10 protein-coding genes are annotated in these 16,871 nt (G+C 42.5%); 2 read left to right on the top strand and 8 right to left on the bottom strand.

What is annotated here, in order from left to right; all coding sequences use genetic code 11:
• Positions 1-99 precede the first annotated feature (99 nt).
• On the top strand, positions 100-855 hold the full coding sequence (gene ku, locus HP439_RS11570; RefSeq protein WP_172390497.1) for a non-homologous end joining protein Ku: 756 nt from the start codon (positions 100-102) through the stop codon (positions 853-855).
• Here ku and ligD read toward each other — a convergent pair.
• From ligD to HP439_RS11555, 3 genes are all read right to left on the bottom strand, one after another.
• Entirely contained in the window at positions 847-3,318 is a 2,472-nt protein-coding gene (ligD, locus tag HP439_RS11565; protein ID WP_172390496.1) for a DNA ligase D, read from the bottom strand. The two genes, ku and ligD, sit on opposite strands and share 9 nt — an antisense overlap.
• Positions 3,319-3,379: 61 nt before the next feature.
• Positions 3,380-4,474 (bottom strand): hypothetical protein, encoded by a 1,095-nt coding sequence (locus tag HP439_RS11560; RefSeq protein ID WP_172390495.1) that lies wholly within the window; start codon positions 4,472-4,474, stop codon positions 3,380-3,382.
• The gene (locus HP439_RS11555) at positions 4,471-5,709 is read right to left on the bottom strand and encodes a glycosyltransferase family 4 protein (protein WP_172390494.1); all 1,239 of its coding nucleotides are present in this window, start codon (positions 5,707-5,709) and stop codon (positions 4,471-4,473) included. Before HP439_RS11555 ends, HP439_RS11560 begins: the two co-directional genes overlap by 4 nt.
• A 158-nt stretch (positions 5,710-5,867) precedes the next feature.
• Here HP439_RS11555 and HP439_RS11550 point away from each other — a divergent pair, with 158 nt between their 5' ends.
• Positions 5,868-7,343 carry a glycoside hydrolase family 130 protein gene (locus tag HP439_RS11550; RefSeq protein ID WP_172390493.1) on the top strand — a complete coding sequence of 492 codons (1,476 nt, stop codon included), beginning with the start codon at positions 5,868-5,870 and terminating at the stop codon, positions 7,341-7,343.
• 142 nt (positions 7,344-7,485) lie between these two features.
• On the opposite strand, the gene HP439_RS11545 is transcribed toward HP439_RS11550, so the two are convergent.
• The 5 genes from HP439_RS11545 to HP439_RS11525 all read right to left on the bottom strand — a co-directional run.
• Positions 7,486-8,379 (bottom strand): BT_3044 domain-containing protein, encoded by an 894-nt coding sequence (locus HP439_RS11545; RefSeq protein ID WP_172390492.1) that lies wholly within the window; start codon positions 8,377-8,379, stop codon positions 7,486-7,488.
• A gap of 22 nt (positions 8,380-8,401) precedes the next feature.
• On the bottom strand, positions 8,402-10,423 hold the full coding sequence (locus tag HP439_RS11540; RefSeq protein ID WP_172390491.1) for a RagB/SusD family nutrient uptake outer membrane protein: 2,022 nt from the start codon (positions 10,421-10,423) through the stop codon (positions 8,402-8,404).
• Between the two features lie 18 nt (positions 10,424-10,441).
• Positions 10,442-13,558, bottom strand: coding sequence for a SusC/RagA family TonB-linked outer membrane protein (locus HP439_RS11535; RefSeq protein WP_172390490.1), 3,117 nt, complete (start codon positions 13,556-13,558; stop codon positions 10,442-10,444).
• A gap of 16 nt (positions 13,559-13,574) precedes the next feature.
• Complete coding sequence (locus HP439_RS11530; protein ID WP_172390489.1) at positions 13,575-14,930, bottom strand: IPT/TIG domain-containing protein; 1,356 nt, start codon at positions 14,928-14,930, stop codon at positions 13,575-13,577.
• 746 nt (positions 14,931-15,676) lie between these two features.
• The coding region (locus HP439_RS11525; RefSeq protein WP_172390488.1) for a CotH kinase family protein at positions 15,677-16,871 on the bottom strand (1,195 nt) is incomplete at its 5' end.

Raw genomic sequence — 16,871 nt, 5'->3', positions numbered from 1 at the left:
CAAAAAACTTATTAATATCTTCCGCAAGAACATATAAGCGCTATTAAAAAGAACTATTGTATCTACTTTTTGTTATATAATTAAAAAGGATAAGAAGTTATGAGAGCAATTTGGACTGGAGCCATCGGGTTTGGACTCGTGAACATCCCCATTAAAATATATAGCGCAACACAAACAAGTAGTCTTGATCTTGATATGCTAGATCGAAAGGACCACGCAAATATTAAATACAAGCGTGTTAACGAAAATACGGGTAAGGAGGTGCCTTGGGACAATATTGTTAAAGGTTTTCTGCTCAAAGATAAATATGTGGTTCTCGAAGACGCCGATTTTGAAGAAGCGATGCCAGAGAAAAACAAAATGATAAATTTACAATCCTTCGTTAAAATCCAAGAGATCGATAGTATCTATTTTGATACCCCTTACTACTTAGAGCCACAAAAATCGGGAGTGAAGGCCTATCAGTTATTGCTCAAAGCCTTAGAAAAAAGTAAAACCGCCGGGCTAGGTTCGTTTGTCATGCGTAACGTTGAAAATTTAGCGATAGTCAAACCCTCTGGCAATATGCTTTTGTTAAATAAGATCCGTTTCCAAGAAGAGATTCGCGATCCTTCAGAACTGAGCGTGCCCAACGGAACCAAACTGTCCAAAGCTGAGATGGATATGGCGCTGCAGCTTATAAAAACGAATAGCAAAGAATTCGATATCACTGCATTCAAGAATGAATATTCTAAAGAGTTGATGAAGATTATTAAGCAGAAAAGTACAGGGAAACGGGCGACAATCCGTAAGATGAATGTTGAAAATACAAAGGCTTCCGATCTGTTAGCGAAGTTGAAGGCTAGTTTAGCCTAACAACGCGAGAGATTTCTTGATGTCAACGGTATTTTCCCAAATCTCTTTCCAAGGATCAACTTGGTTTTTTACCCGTTCTGGTATCGTGAAAATGTCGTAATCAGCGATCCTTAACTGATAGTTGACTTCATTCCACGCCAATGGTGTACTAACGGTCGCCCCAGGCTTCGGTCGAACACTATATGGAGCCACGATTGTTTGCCCTCTTTTGTTTTGCAGATAATCCAAATAGATAAGATTTTTTCTTTTTTTCGGATCGCGGATCATACTCGTGGTATCGGGATGCTTCTGGTTAATCATTTCTGCAATGAGCTCCACAAAATCTCGAACGATTTCAAAATCGTACTTCTGATTAACATTCATGTAGATATGTAATCCTGTGGATCCCGAGGTTTTGATGAAGGCAGGGATATTTGCGTTTTTTAAAATTGTATTGGCTGAGAGAGCCACAGCAATAACTTCCTTAAAATCTGCGCCGTTAGGGTCCAAATCTAAGACAGCAAACTGAGGCTTGTCTGGCTTTTTATAACTAGCTAGCCAAGGATTGATTTCGATAGATCCTAGATTAGCGATGAAGAGTAGACTCGCCTCGTCATTGCATAAGATGTAATCGATCATTTTGTCTCCACTCTCCGAGTATACCTGCGTGGTTTTTACCCAAGAAGGGAGCTGATCAGGCTCTACATCCTTTTGGAAAAAGCTCTGCCCATTAATACCGTTTGGAAAACGATTCATCGATATAGGCTTATCCTTTAAATAGGGTAGTATGTGTACCGCGGTACGTTCATAATAGGCAAGCATGTCGCCTTTCGTGATTTCTTCGTTCGGCCAATATACTTTGTTCTGGTTCGTTAGAGAGACGGTTTTTCGTCCATATTTTATCTTTCTTTCCTTTTCCATGGTTTCACCAATTTGTCGTACTTCAATTCGGATATCTTCGGGACGTTTATCTTCTCGGAGGCCTTTAAAAACGGGATGTCTCAGATGTTTATCGCTCGTCCATTCGGCATAATATACGTCGCAAATTAGTTTGGGTGAGAGCCATGTTACGTGGCTTTCTTTTGCTACTTTCACCTGCTTAGAAAATGGTTTAGACTTTCTTCTTAAAGGGATCATTTTGTCGTGTAAGTCTTTAATCACAGTCTCGCTAAATCCCGTGCCGCAGTTGCCGATATAAGTTAACGTTCCTTCTTCCATCACGGCAAGAATGATTGCCCCAAAATGTGCTCTGCTTCCCCCAGGTGCAGTAAACCCGCAAATGATGGCTTCTTGCGTATTTCTACCTTTGATTTTTTGCCAGAGGTCGCTGCGTTTTCCTGCCAGATACGGGCTGTCCTCCCGTTTAGCGATTATACCTTCCCATCCCATTTTTGTCGCATAATCGAGCACCTTATCTGCGCTCATCGTCAGGCTGTCTACATAGCTCGATAGCTGGAATCCAGCTTTTTTTACAAGCAACTTCAGCAGCTCTTTACGCTCTGCGAGAGAAAACGATCGAAGGTCGTTGTTGTCGAGTGTTAGAATGTCAAAAATACGGTAATGTATTTGACGGTTTTTAGCGACAGGTTCTCCAGCTTGTAAAAGCTGAAAATAGGATTTACCTTGTTTATCTTCGATCATTATTTCACCGTCCAAAAGTGCATCTCTGTTTTGAGATTCGAGATCTTTTACAATACTTGGGAATTTCTCATTTAGATTTTTTCCGTTTCTAGAGATCAGTTTAACCTTCTTTTTATCAATTAATGCTAAAGCCCGAAAACCGTCGTATTTCTGCTCGAACATCCATTCCGTCCCGCTCGGGAGACTGCTACTTAATTTAGCGAGCATCGGCCTTAGTTCATTCTTGCCCGACTCTGGTGCTTGTGTCTCGATTGTTTTGTTTTTTGTGGTTTTTTTTTCTTTGAACGCTTTACCTTCCTGCTTAATATTCTTCGCAATAAGTTTCTCTGCATCAAATGCTTTGTCCACTGCGTGCTCGTCCTGATGTTTTATCAAAAGCCAGTTGTTAGGCTCTTCTGTTTTCATACGTACTAATGCAAATCCGCCTCGGAGAATTTTTCCATGCAGGATAAATTTGATAGACCCGGCATTCCACTGCTTTAGAAATTCTTTTTCGTTTTTACATTCATCGTACGCATAGGTTCCATTATCGAAAATAGCGACGGTGCCAGCGCCGTAATTGCCTTTCGGGATCTCTCCTTCAAACTTCCCGTAGCTAAGGGGATGGTCTTCGACTTGGACTGCAAGTCTGCGGTCTTTTGGGTTTAATGACGGCCCTTTGGGTACCGCCCAGCTTTTTAATACACCGTCTATTTCTAAGCGGAAGTCGTAGTGAAGCCTTGTTGCGTGATGACGCTGTACGGTGAAACGGGGTTTCTTTGAAGCCTTTTTCTTCGAGTCATCAGCAGGCTCACTGGTTTTTGTGAAGTTTCTTTTCCGTTGATAGTGTTCTAAGTTTGCCATGACTATTTATTTATGGAACAAGGCTGCCCGGCTTTGGTTTATGTTATCTTTCTTCACAAGACTAAGAAACACTGACCGTACTGATGGTCTGGATTCCTTTAGCAAGAATATAAGCTGTCCAGAAGGCGATGTTACTTTCGGCACCCTGGTTCTTATTGACTCCGAAATCCTCAAGGCCGTCGTAACATGACCGGTCAACAGGGTTGTAGAGCGGCGTTCCCATGTCATTTTCTCCAAGATACCACAGAAATGCCTGCCGTATTTTTTGAAGGTGCAGAACATTTTTGTCGAGTAAATATACTTCCCGGTAGAGCAACATAATGCTTGGAATCTCTACGGGCTGCTGCCCAGTGCGGCTTGCCTTACCTCCTTTTTTGAACCAGCCTTGATTGCCAATGATGGAACAATGACTTCCGCTGAAGAGCGTAGCATCTAGGAACGAAAAGCTCGCTAATCCGGTCTCCCTCCATTGCCTATTTTCTAAAATCCTACCCGCCTGTAGCATTGCCAGCGGCAATATCGCGTTGTCATATGATATGACTTCTTCGAACCACGGCCAGTCGAGACTAAAACATGCTTCGAATTCATTTTCCAAAAAGCCTGCAAGTGTTTTTGCGACTTGTATAGCGTGGACGTCATCCGGATTTGCTTCGATGAATTTTAGAATCCCTAACAGACTATAGCCTACAGCACGTGGGGAAGTAATGTCGCATAGGTGGTCAAGGGACCTATTGAAGATTTCTCTGGATACCTCATGATAGGGAGCGAAATGAGGGTTGCCCAATAACGTCCCGATAGCCCATATAGCTCTGCCCGTGCTGTCTTCGGAGCCCTTGTTCTCCAGGAAATTGAGGTCGAAGGACATGAAGTTCTTAAACGTTCCATCTGGATTTTGCGCGTAAAGGATAAATGACAAGTAAACATTGACAAGTCGATGGTTGACAATAGAGGAATCAATCTCCTGCGCTTTAACTAGCAATAACAACGCTCTGCTGTTGTCATCTAGACAATAACCATGGTTGTAGTTAGGAATGTTAAAGGTTGCATGCTGATATATTCCGAAAGGGGAGCCTATCTTTTCGAGATAGCTAATATCAAAGTTTGGTTGCTCCTCAAAGAAGTCATTTAGAATTTTTGTGATATGCTCAGCCTTCAAATCGTTGACCTCCTGTCTTCATTTATTTTTCCGGATGGATAAAATATCTTTCCTCCCGTTCGATTTATTATTTTTTCAAGTTGTTTGATGTTCCCTGCTTTTTGTGGTCGTTTCTTTTTATCGATAACTACCGATTTAATTAGCGCTATTTGTTTTTTAGCAACGTTCATCCAGGAAATCGTTTTGCCGAAGGCCGCGGCATTACGACGGTATGTAATCATTTTTTCCTCGTTCGATAGTAATTCATTGATCGAATCTGCTAGCCCTTGGGTATCATTAAAGTCAAAAAGTTTTCCTCTGTCGTTAGCAAGGAGATCTTGAGCGTACCAATACGGAGTCGATAACACAGCTGCGCCTGCGCCAAGGGCGAACGTCAGCGTGCCGCTACTCATTTGGTTAACGTTGGGATAGGGCGTAACGTAAATATCGCATGCTTTCAAATAGCTTTGTAAAAGCTCATCACTCGCATATTTGTTCACAAATAATATACGCCCCTCAAGGTTTAATTCCTTAGCAAGGGCCTCAAGCTGATCTTTATAGCGTTCCCCTTCATGCAGCATTACGTTTGGATGTGTCGCTCCCAAAATGATGTATATAAAATCTTTGTGCGAGACATTAGCCACCGCACGAATAGCGACTTCATAGCCTTTGCTGGGACCGAGCAGACCAAAGGAAAGCATGACATTCTTGTTTTTTAACCCCAATTTTTCTTTGGCTTGTTCGGAAGTAATCGTAAATTCTGGGATCCCATGTGGGATCATGCTGATCTTAAACGGCGAAATGTTATAGACTTCTTTCAGCATTGTGATCGCTCGGTTAGTCATTACAGTGATCGTACTGCTGAACGTAGCTAACCGTTTTAATACCTGATATTCTGCTATACTCGGCTTCTCTAGCACAGTATGCAAATTGGTTATAACGGGAATCGTTAATTTTTCCGCTAGTAGTAAAATGTAATCCCCTGAATTGCCACCGAAAATGCCAAATTCATGCTGTACAACGCAGCAATCATAATCATTGCTGTTGATCCAATTTGCGGTTTGTAAATATGCATTTTCGATATCTTTCACTATGGTACACTTTACTTCGCTACCAAATTGAGACTCTGTACCGTCTGTTATAGCACAGATATCAACATCCTGATTCTGGGCAGTAAGTGAGCGGTATAAGTCGTGCGTGAATGTTGCGATGCCACATTTTCTCGGGGGATACGTTCCTATTATTATGATTCTCATTTTTTTATTTTAAAGGTGAATTTGTACTGCTGTACAAATAGAGAACATTGAAGCGATCAATAAAGTTTCATCGAGAAAAAATAAAACAAATTTGTGCGAACAACTTGGTGTTTATTTATGTTCTTTAAAAAAATCGACGTTGGAAATACAGCACACCTATGGGAGTAACAGTTAATCGAAAGAATATTTTTTTCAAACCTCAGATGGATCGCGTCCTCGCGCGGCGGTTTAATCTGGGGCCAGAAAGGGCAAAAAAAATCGTCGCCCGCGTATTAGGGCTATCCGATGAAGAGAAATCGGTCGTCCTTGCACAGATCCTTCGGAATTATGCTCGTAGACATCGATCATTATTGAATGTGCTCGAAAGAAATTTTAAACTTGTAGTTCCTGTTTTAAAAGAACTGGGTATCAGTAGAGAAGGCCTCTCGAACGAAGAACGCATGCTCATTGGTTCCTATTTTACGATGGAATATTCGATCGAAGCGGCTGCGTATTTTAATCCTTCAATCGTTCTTTCGCCAGATCAATCACAGGTACAAGAGACGGAGCGGAGGGTACTCCTTAGCTTCAGGGCGGTGGGGGAGGGACACCTCTCTTCGATTGTTTTTCGTTCAGCAGTGATTGATAAGAATTTAGATATTCGCATGGACGAAGTTGGCGTGTTGCTTGAGAAACCTAAACATATTAAGAATTATCGATACAAGAAAGTTGATTTCCTGGAAAAGCTTGAACAATTACATAAACCTGAAAAAGAAATTTATCGCCTGATCGAGGAGAAGTTTACCGAGACATTTATCTATGATGAACTTGTTCTTTTTGTTAAACAGTTAAAGGCGGAGAACGAATTAAGTCAAGATAGCGAGCTGTTGATGCAACAGATCTTGTGGCTGGCATCATCCCATTATGAGATCAGCTACTCGCTTGACACCTCTATTTCTGAGCGGGTCATTTTCCCAATTAGTGATACGGAGAAAAATGGGATAGAAGATGCTCGCTTCGTTCGTTTTGTAAGCGATAAGGGCAGTGTTACAAATTATGCTACTTATACCGCTTATGATGGACATTCCATTCTTCCAAAATTGCTTTCAACCAAGGATTTTGTGAATTTCAAGGTGCAGCCTATCAACGGAAGAATCGTAGGGAAAGGATCGGCATTATTTCCTAGAAAAATAAACGGAAAATACGCTATGCTGTGCCGAGAGGGAGGAGAGAATAGTTATATTGCTTTTTCCGATACGTTGACAAACTGGCAACAAGAAATTGAGTTGCTCGTGGAGCCGGAATACCCTTGGGAATTCATACAGGTAGGAAATTGTGGATCGCCTCTTGAAACGGATAAGGGTTGGTTGGTTATTACGCACTCAGTAGGGCCAATGCGAGAGTATTCCATCGGAGCTTTGCTGTTAGATCTGGATGACCCAAAGAAGGTGATTGGGAAGTTGAAACAACCACTGCTTTTTGCAAATGAAGCTGAACGTAACGGCTACGTGCCGAATGTGCTGTACTCTTGCGGACAAATTATTCACAACAATCATTTGATTCTCCCTTACGCGTATTCTGATCAAGAGTCGACATATGCTACCGTTTGTCTTGATGAGCTTTTGTCAACGCTCTTAGAAGATTCCCGAACGTAACTTTAAGGAAGGGGTGATCGAAGTGTTAAAAATTTGGAGTTTTGGATTCGCAAATAATATAAAACGATCTGGGCCGTATCCCTTTGGTTGTGATATGGCCCAGATTGAGACTTGTCGGTTTAGTCAGTTGCGACCGCCGCAGTTATTTTACCTGTATTTCAAGTCTCTCCTTCATTAAATGTGTTTCCTCCCCTATTGTATATTCATAGGACAGTAGAAACACGTTGAATTTTCGTCCAAACCTTTCCTCCAATGTAAACGTATTAGGGTAATTGTGATCATCGTCTATTTGTGTCACTTGTATATTCCCATATGGTTTTATGCTTACGGAATTGTCTTCATTTACCTGTAGAACTATTGACGTTTTCTGAATGTGTTCCACGTTGGCCTCAAATGATTCCTTTCCCGCAATTATTCGCGAAGTGTTCCGCGTTAGAGGGAACATCTTTTTATTGCTTGCAGTGACCATCGAGTCCATTAAACCGGTCATCGAATAGAAATTATCCTCCGCCTGGGATGCGTAATCATTCTTTATGAGCACCTGATAGAGTATTGTGTTTTTTTCGGGGTTTATCTCCTCACCTGACACCTCTGTTGCTTTTAATCCAATAAAGTAAGTCGAGTCAGGAGAAAGACCGTCCGGACGAATAGTAACCATTGTTTTTCCGGTACGTTCACCTGCCTTGATTTGAATTTTATAATCCGCTATTTCATATTTGTCTTTGGGGAGCATTTTTGCATATAATTTCTCATCTGCGTCAAACAATGCCCAGTTGTATTCATCTAATGGTTCTTGGTCCTCTTGAAGCTCAACGACCATATCCTGACCGGGCGCATGGGTACCGCCCACAGAGGCTGCGATGTATCCCGTGACCTCTTCATCGGTGAGGGGGACCACTTCCTCAAAGGTATTGTAGTAGTCACTGCTGATTAACGCTACCACATTTTTATACATCTCTTTCTCAAAGATCTCGTTATCCTTACAGGATGAGAATAAAGCCGTGAGAGAGAGGAGTGCTATATATCTTCGTTTCATTTTGTTCGTTTTATGATTTAACCTAATAACCTGGGTTCTGATCGAGTGATGGTAACCTTCTCATTTCCGCGCGCGGAATCGGTACCCATATCAGCTTTTTATCGACGGTTCTCGTTAAGAATGATGAAGATCCTGGAATGACTCGCTGATAATAAGTTTCTTTAGTCGCACCATCGGGATTCATCCCTCTGATAGGTTCTTTTTCTGTCTGTTCGTAAATCCCCCATCGACGTACGTCGTAAAAACGTCTATTTTCCCATAGAAACTCTACCATACGTTCTCGTTCGATTTGTTTTTGAATTTCGGTAACACTTCCCAGTTGGGTGGCCGATAAACCAGGGAGACCTGCTCGGTAACGTACAGCATTGAATGCGGTCTTAATTTCCTCAACATTCCGGGAAACCGTATACTGCTTATCCCCGAGTGTTACCGTATGGCTACCTTGTAAGTTATTTAATGCCTCCGCATAGGAGAGCAAAATTTCCGCGTAACGAATAATAGCGTACGCTTTGTTCATAAAACGATGGCCAGTCCCTGAAATTGCATCCATCGGATGGTTATATTTCTTAATCACGTAACCCGTGATTGGGTAGTTTGGTGAAGTTGCGTTCACTCCACCACGTCCGTCTGCATCTTGGTAATAATATTTCGCGGTATGGTTGTTTAAAGACGTACTAGAGAGAGCTTGCCAAACAGCTTCGTTGAAACCCACCGAAGCATAGAACCGCATTTCGCGATTGGCATACATATTATAAACACCCGAATTTAATGGATAGCCCGAGAAATTACGCGGTTCACTGGTAAAGCCCGTTTCCGAATAATAGCCATCACTTCTTGCTTCTTCTTTTGTTCGTCCGTCATCCATGAGGTAGGCGTCCACGACCTTTTGGGTCACGCAGAAGCGTCCCCATCCTCCCAACGATGGAGGAAAGGATCCTTGATTGATCGTTTTATTTAGGTATGATGTATTCCTGCCCCAGATCAGCTCTGGATTGATGGCCGCGACAGCCTCTCCTGTAAAGATGTCGGAGTACGATTTAAACGGGTCAATGCCAGCTGCACCGCTGGGGTACTCGCTGTAAAAACTAGGATCAGAGGTAACTCCAGTTGGGAGCGCTGGCGTTTTATCATCTTTTGGTACAGTATAAAGTCTGTATCTTCCTAGCTCCATCACTCTTTTAGCTGCAGCAGCTGCAACAGCCCAGCGCGCTTCATCATATTGTTGGTTTACATATTGAGCATTGTCAGTTTTTCTTTTCCAGTTACCGAAATACGCACTGGCTACCGGGCCGCCGTTAAAAAGTGGACTTGCATGAATAAGTCGGAGCCTAGCGACAAGCGCTAGCGCAGCGCCCTGTGTCGGACGTCCAAAGTCTAGAAGCGAGACTTCCATAGGAAGGAGTTGCGCTGCCTTTTCAAGTTCGCCACAGGTATATTCCATTGCCTCGTCATAAGTAGCTCTCGGACGATCGTAATACTCAATAGGTTCGTTCGTGTTAACAACTTCATCTCCTAATAGGATAGGAGGGCCATAGTCTACTAGCAGGTTGTAGTAGGCATATGCGCGGATAAAACGTGTATACCCCTCAATGCGTAGACGATCTTCGTTTGTCATGTCTCGAGGTTTGTCGAGATTTTGTAGAATGGTGTTACATTTTCGAATTATTTTATAGTAGTTCCCCCATTGATTAAGATTTGGGTTGCTGTCGCCGAAGAAATCCGATGTGATGCGGCCTGTTGCGAAATCCATTCCGTAATAAACGTTACTTGATCCCCCACCCGTAAGTCCGTTAAAGCCCTCATCGGTAGCCATTGGTCCTGGTGTAAATCCGAATCGGATGGTTTGGGATTCATCGGGGAACAATTTTGCCGCTCCCCACATATAAGACTCAATGTTTCGAGCATTGGAAAATGCGGAATCTATATTAAATTCATCGTCGAAATACTCGTCGATATTTAGGTAATCCTTACAGGATGTTACCACTGCAAACAGTTGGATGATGAGTGCTGCAGTTAAGATTCGTTTTATAGTTAACCTTGTCATGTTCTTAGTTTTGCCAGTTTAAAAATTGATATACATTTGTAGAGAGTATGTTGTAGGTATTGGATATACTCGCCCATTATCTTTTGCTTGCTCGGGGTCAAATATTTTGACTTTATCCCAGACATAAAGGTTGTTGCCTACGAACTGTAGATCCATGGAGTTAACCCCGATTCTTTTTAGAAGATTTGGAGTTATGTGATAGCTCAACGTGACTTCTTGCAAACGGATGTATCGAGCATCGCCTTGCCAAAAACTGGATGTTTGATTATTATTTGGATTGTCGCCATATTGCAGGCGTGGGAAACGTGCATTTGGGTTTTCTGCAAGGGCAGGGTCTATACCATTTGCCAGGGCGTAGTCCATCGGGATCCACCTGTTGTTCGGGTCGGCAACCATCGAAAGAACATTTCCTTCCACGCCATTAGAAAATGGCATATAGCCCATCCCGCCATAGAAAAATGAAGTCTTGCCCGTGCCTTTAAAAAGTACGCCTAACGATAGATCTTTATAGCGGAATTCCCCGCCGAAGCCAAACATCAAAAGGGGATAATTTTCCCGAGTGAGCGGAACCATGTCTAACTTATCAATTATACCGTCGCCGTTCACATCTTTATATTTAATATCGCCTGGCATTACTGCTCCAAAGGTCTGCTGTGGACTGTATTTAATATCGTCTTCGTCTTTAAATAATCCGATCGCTTGATAGCCTCGGATAGATTTGTGCGGATAGCCATTGTATTCCAGATACGGGTATTCAAGGTAGGCCTGTTCCCAGTTTTGAACGGTGTTTTTTGAATAGGTAAAATTCCCTCTAATTGTGAAGTCGAAATCGGGGCTCACGACGGTTTTATAACTAATATTTCCATCCGCTCCCATACTCTTCATCTTTCCCACGTTTGCAAAAGGATTCGAAATTACCCCCACGTATTCTGGTATCTGAACGCGCTGTTGGAATATGCCATTACGTTGATCTTGGAAAAAGTCGATTACGAAATCTAGCTTATTGTTAAACAACTTACCTTCTATACCTAGATTTGCCTTGGTCGCTCTTTCCCATGCTAAGTTATCCGCACCGATCCGAGTTTCGTTAATTGTCTCTATGCCAGGTATCCCCCAGATATGTTCGTCTTCGTCGTCACCATCATTTCGACCATCGTCGACGGTGACTTTGGTTAAATAGGGAAAGCGGATGTCACTTATTCTATCGTTACCCACGGTACCATAGGAAGCTCTGATTTTAAAATAGTTTAGCCAAGGTGCATTCTCTTGCATGAACTTGTAACCTGTAGGCACCCAGCCAACTGCAACTGATGGGAAGAATCCGTATTGCCGGCCGGGTTGAAAGTTCTCGGAACCCGTGTAACCGAAATTAACATCGAGTAAATAGATATCTCGGAAACCATACGTAAAACGGCTAGACACGCCTTGATAGCGTAATGGAATAGCCTCCAGATTACTTTTTGCGTCGTCTGTGTCCTTCGCGTCACTTAGATAATAATAGATTAATGCCGATGTCCGGTGATCATCTCCAAACTTTTTATCATAATTGATGACCGATTCAAAGTGGTATTTGCGGTATTGCCTCGTCGCTTTATAGTACGATGCTTTTTGCTCTTGAACCGTTTCTATCATGATTAAATCTCCATTGTAGTCTCTTCCCTGAGCTGTATATAACGCTGGTTGGACACGCCTGCGCTCCTCGAAATAGCTATGGAGGTCATAGGCACCTTGCGCACGAAATTTAAGTCCATCTAACACTCCGGAAAGATCCTGATTTAGCGCGACCGTAGTTTTTCCTTTGTAAATTTCGTCTAATGCTTTACCCGTTCGATTAATCATTACGTAGGGCGATGAACGATCCCCATCACCTAACGCAGGGTACAGCCCATTTGAGTATTGCGTGGGAAGAGCTAGCGGGGAAAGTCTTGCTTGTGCATCCCATATGTATTTTGTGTTGGCAACGCCCGGTTGTTTGAGCTGCGAAAGGTGACCGTCCGATCCTAGGTAGACCTTGGTCGTTTTGGTAAGGTTTATGTCTAAATTGATGCGGTAATTATAGGTGTTGTAGCCCACATTTGAGCTATATACGCTGTTTTTGTCGACCTTGTACGCTGCTGTTTCGCTTGTCCCACCTAGACTGAGGAAGTATCTTGCTACTTCGCTACCACCACGTCCACTTGCATAATAGCTTTGGCGCCAAAAGCTTTTGTTAAGAATTTCATTCTGCCAGTTTACGTCGGGGTACATGTCTAGATCCAATCCGTCGCGGATAATTCCCATTTCCGTTTCGTTATATAATGGACCATTTCCGCGGCCGATATTTGCTTCGTTAGCTAACTGCGCGTATTGATGGGCGTTCAAATATTCAGGTAAACGGTTTAGTGTGGAAAGCGTACTGTTGACTCGGCCGGTGATCTGAATTTTATCCACTAACCCCTTTTTGGTGGTTACTAGTACTACGCCATTTGCTCCACGAACGCCGTATACCGCGGTAGCGGAGGCATCCTTGAGGATCGAGAAGCTCTCGACATCGGCGGGATCAATGGTGTTTAAATCTCCTTCTAGTCCGTCGATTAGTACTAGGGCGCTATTATTCGCGCCGAACGTTCCAATTCCACGTACCCAAAACTCAGAGATATTCCGACCAGGCTCTCCACTTCCCTGCAGCGATATTACTCCCGCCGCTCTCCCTCCCAATAGATTAGCGATCGATGGAGCGGGTGATTGTAAGTCTTTTGTTTGTACGGTAGTGATTGCACCGACCGAGCTGATCTTCCGCTGCTCGTTTCCAAGCCCTACGACAATCACTTCGTCAATTGCCGCGCTTGCTTCAGGGAGTACGATTTTTAAATTTTCGGTGGATTCGACGGCGATGTGTTCAGCTGCGTCGTAACCGACAGAGCTGAATACCATCTTGTCTCCATATGTTACTTCAAGCGTGAACTTCCCTTCGTTTGAGGTTGATGTACCTGCATCGGGTTTGTCTTTGATATATATTGTTACGTTTGGCAGTGGTGCTCCCGCTTCGCTGGTAACGGTACCAGTAATGCGCACCTGCCTTGTTTCTTGTGCTAAGGCCGTTGTTAGGGTTAGGCAAAACAAGGGCAGTAGACATAAAATATGAATGATTCTCATTTTATATTTAGGTTAATTATTCGATAACTAGTTTGCGTATCCGTGCATTGCCCCAGTCAGCAATGTAAATATCTCCTTGTTCATTGACGGCTACACCCCAAGGGTTGTTGAATTTAGATTCTACGGGTCCACCATCTTCGTATCCAGAGCTACCGGGTTGCCCGGCTACAGTGGTAACAATATTGTCAGCTGAGACCATACGGATACAGTGATTTCCGTAATCGGCGACGAACATATTGCCGTCGTTGTCAAATTTTATGTCTTTCGGATAGTTGAATAAGGCATCTTCGAGTGGGCCATCACGAAAGCCGCTTCCTCCAGGCGCATTAAGGCGCTTGAATCCGCCACTTCCATTAGGATCACGTAGATCGAGAACCGAAATACCCTGTTTGAATTCAGTAGGGCTTGCGTTTGAGTGGAGTGTCATGTACAACAGCCATGGTTTTGCAGGGTTGATGGCCTGACCATATTGAGAACCGTAAGGCCCTTGGTGGACAATAGTTGCTTCCAACGTTTCGGGATGTATCTTGGCAATCTTGCCGTCCCGGTAACGCGTATACAGATAACCGTCGTACGGGCAGAAGGTTATAAAATTGTTGTACCGGTCGGCATCGACAATCGAGGTCAGGTCCGACGTTGAGAATTTTGCATTACGCTGGCGTGGATACCAGGCCTCTCGCGGGTCGAACGTAAACATTACCTCTTTCACCGATTCGTGTGCTGCTGTTAACATTCCTGTAGCCCGGTCAACGGTTAGTCCATTCGCGTATAAGACGCGCTCTTCCGTTGTTGCAGCTTCTATTAAAGGAGTGACTATGTTTTGTTTTTCGTTAATTCGAGCAACACCCCATGTCCCGCCGTCGCGCCAAGACATGAATAAGTTGCCTTCTGCGTCGAGCTCTAAGTATTTTCCGTAAACCTCTGCCTCAGAAAGTGTCCCCGGTTTAAAAGTTTTTTCTCCCTTTCCTGTTACTGTGCTTACTTGTGCTTGGGTGTGGTAGGTGAAGGATTCTTTGTAAACGACCGAGTCACCCTCAATTACCACCGATATTTTTGGGTTTGCACCCGGAAGACGCGGAACGATGGCGTAGATTCGTTCTCCGCTTGAAGAGATTACAGATGCTTTGGCATTGTTAAAGTAGACCTTAATTTTGCTCGCATCAGTTCCGAAGTTTTCACCATCTAAAAGAATCTTGTCTCGTGCGCCACCTTCAATCGGGGAAAAAGTTTTCAATACAATCGGACTCGATGGATTGTATGGATTCTGTGTAGTTTTTTCTCCATCATCTTTGCAGGAAGGAAAAAAAAGGATTAGTAAAGAGCAGAGGCTGAATGAGAATAGCCTCCCCCAGTAATTGGTTGGTTTATCCATAATTTTTCGGTATGTTAAAAGTTTAAATTTGTTATCAAGATTTTCATTTGCGCTTAGGTAAGATTCAGCGAAGGCAAATGTAACCTCAGTTTATTAATTTAAAATCAACAAAGTATTATTAATTAGTTAGTTCTTGCTTTTTTCGAAGCATAATGTAAATATATAAAACAATAATTATAAAAAACGTAAATAAATGAAGGTAAATAAAAATAATATATTTTATTATTCGTAGAGAATATCAATACTGAAACATGAAATGAGTAATTTATAAATAGGTAATTTATTATAAATGAGTTATTTGTGGTGTGTTGTTTTTACTTTTCCATGGAGGGTTATGGAATTTTTTTACAAAAATGAAGCTAAAGGGAATTCTAGAACTTTAATAATCGTCACATTTGTTTTTTTTATGATGTAACAAAGTTTTATTTCGTTCAGTACGGTGTATTTAAAAGAAGTTGCACCGCGCATACATATTGGAAGTATCTTACCCTTGCCTATAAAATTGGATATTACGATATGACGCTTATAATCGTAGTTAGACAGGTGTATTAAAATGATTTGCTATTTGTGCCTGCGTCGTGCAGACAGATGTGGTGGCTAGGTTATGTGCTTATCGTCTGCATATTTTTTTTGAGAATAAATGAAGCCTTACCCAAAACTATCGGGCAGCATCCAAAGTTTGGTTTGAAATTATGGGCTGTCTGACAGTGGGTAAGGCTTACAGATTAGGTTTCTCGTGTCCTTTTTTATAACGTCTCAACGTACGCGTCGATATACTTCGCGCGTTCTCGGAGGAACGTTTTTAAATCTGCCTTCGATTTTGGGAGATTGTTGTCGCCAACCTGCCACAGTTCGAAATCTTGCTTTTGCGATTCTCGTATTGCGGCGGCGTACCATTCGATGTAATCTAGAAGTTTCTTGAAGGACGTAGATCTGTAGTTTTTCCACGTATTCTTGTAAAGCATTTTAATTTCAGGATCCTTTATTAGTTGCGCAAAGAGCTGCGCGCCGAGCCTTTGATCATTGGACTTTAATAATGGAACATTTACAAAGTTGAAATATCGCCGTGTTGATTCGTCAATCCCGAAGCCCCAATCGAAATCCCATATTGGGCCCATTACAAATTTGCCCCCCGAAGGCCTAAAGATGTAAACGCTTTTTGGGTGATTTATCTCGAAGTTTGCAACAAAATTATTGATTAACAGATAATTGACGATCTGTTGTTTGTCAATCAAATCACCATAATTGTTGTTTGGGAAATCAGCTGCGAATATTTTGTTTTCCAAATTTTGGAAAAGTACTTTTATAGATTCGAATTGTGTATTTGTTTCTATATCGGGGTCTTTAATCATAACAGGGAGGTTTAGGATTTTTGATCTAAATTTAAACTCCTCGTCGTAGTGATTGTCAAGTTCTAAGATAAATCCGTCTTCACCTATGTTGACACGGTTTTCTTGAATTTCGATCTGTTGGGTGAGGTTGTAGTTCCCTCGTAATTCACCATTAATGATCACATCGATAGGTATCATTGTATTCGTATATGGCATTCCAAGTTGTTGGCCCACTTTCATCGCTACGGCGTTAGTCATTAGCGTATAGTCTTGATAATTGGCTAATAAAACCCAGTCCTTAGCAGCTCCTAAACCAAGTATCGATGCTTTCGTATCAAGCTTAAGGCGATAGGGTTTTTTGGGTTTACCCCAGGTACTGTTTCCGCGCCCCTTAATTCTAGTGGTAGTGGCGGGGATATCAGGGAATAAACCTTTTCCATCTACCGTTATTGTTGCATTAAGGTATTCGTCTTTTTCGATCACCTCTTGATTGTTCTCGATTTCAATCATGATTTCTGGAATAATTGCCGGAACAGTTAAATCAAGGCGTGCTTCTTCGGTACTGTCGTCTACGGGTTTAGGACCATCTTTTGTACAGGAAACGGCTGTG

It is taken from the genome of Sphingobacterium shayense, from assembly GCF_013179575.1.
Lineage (GTDB): Bacteria > Bacteroidota > Bacteroidia > Sphingobacteriales > Sphingobacteriaceae > Sphingobacterium > Sphingobacterium shayense.
This window is presented reverse-complemented; position numbering and strand designations above follow the sequence as displayed.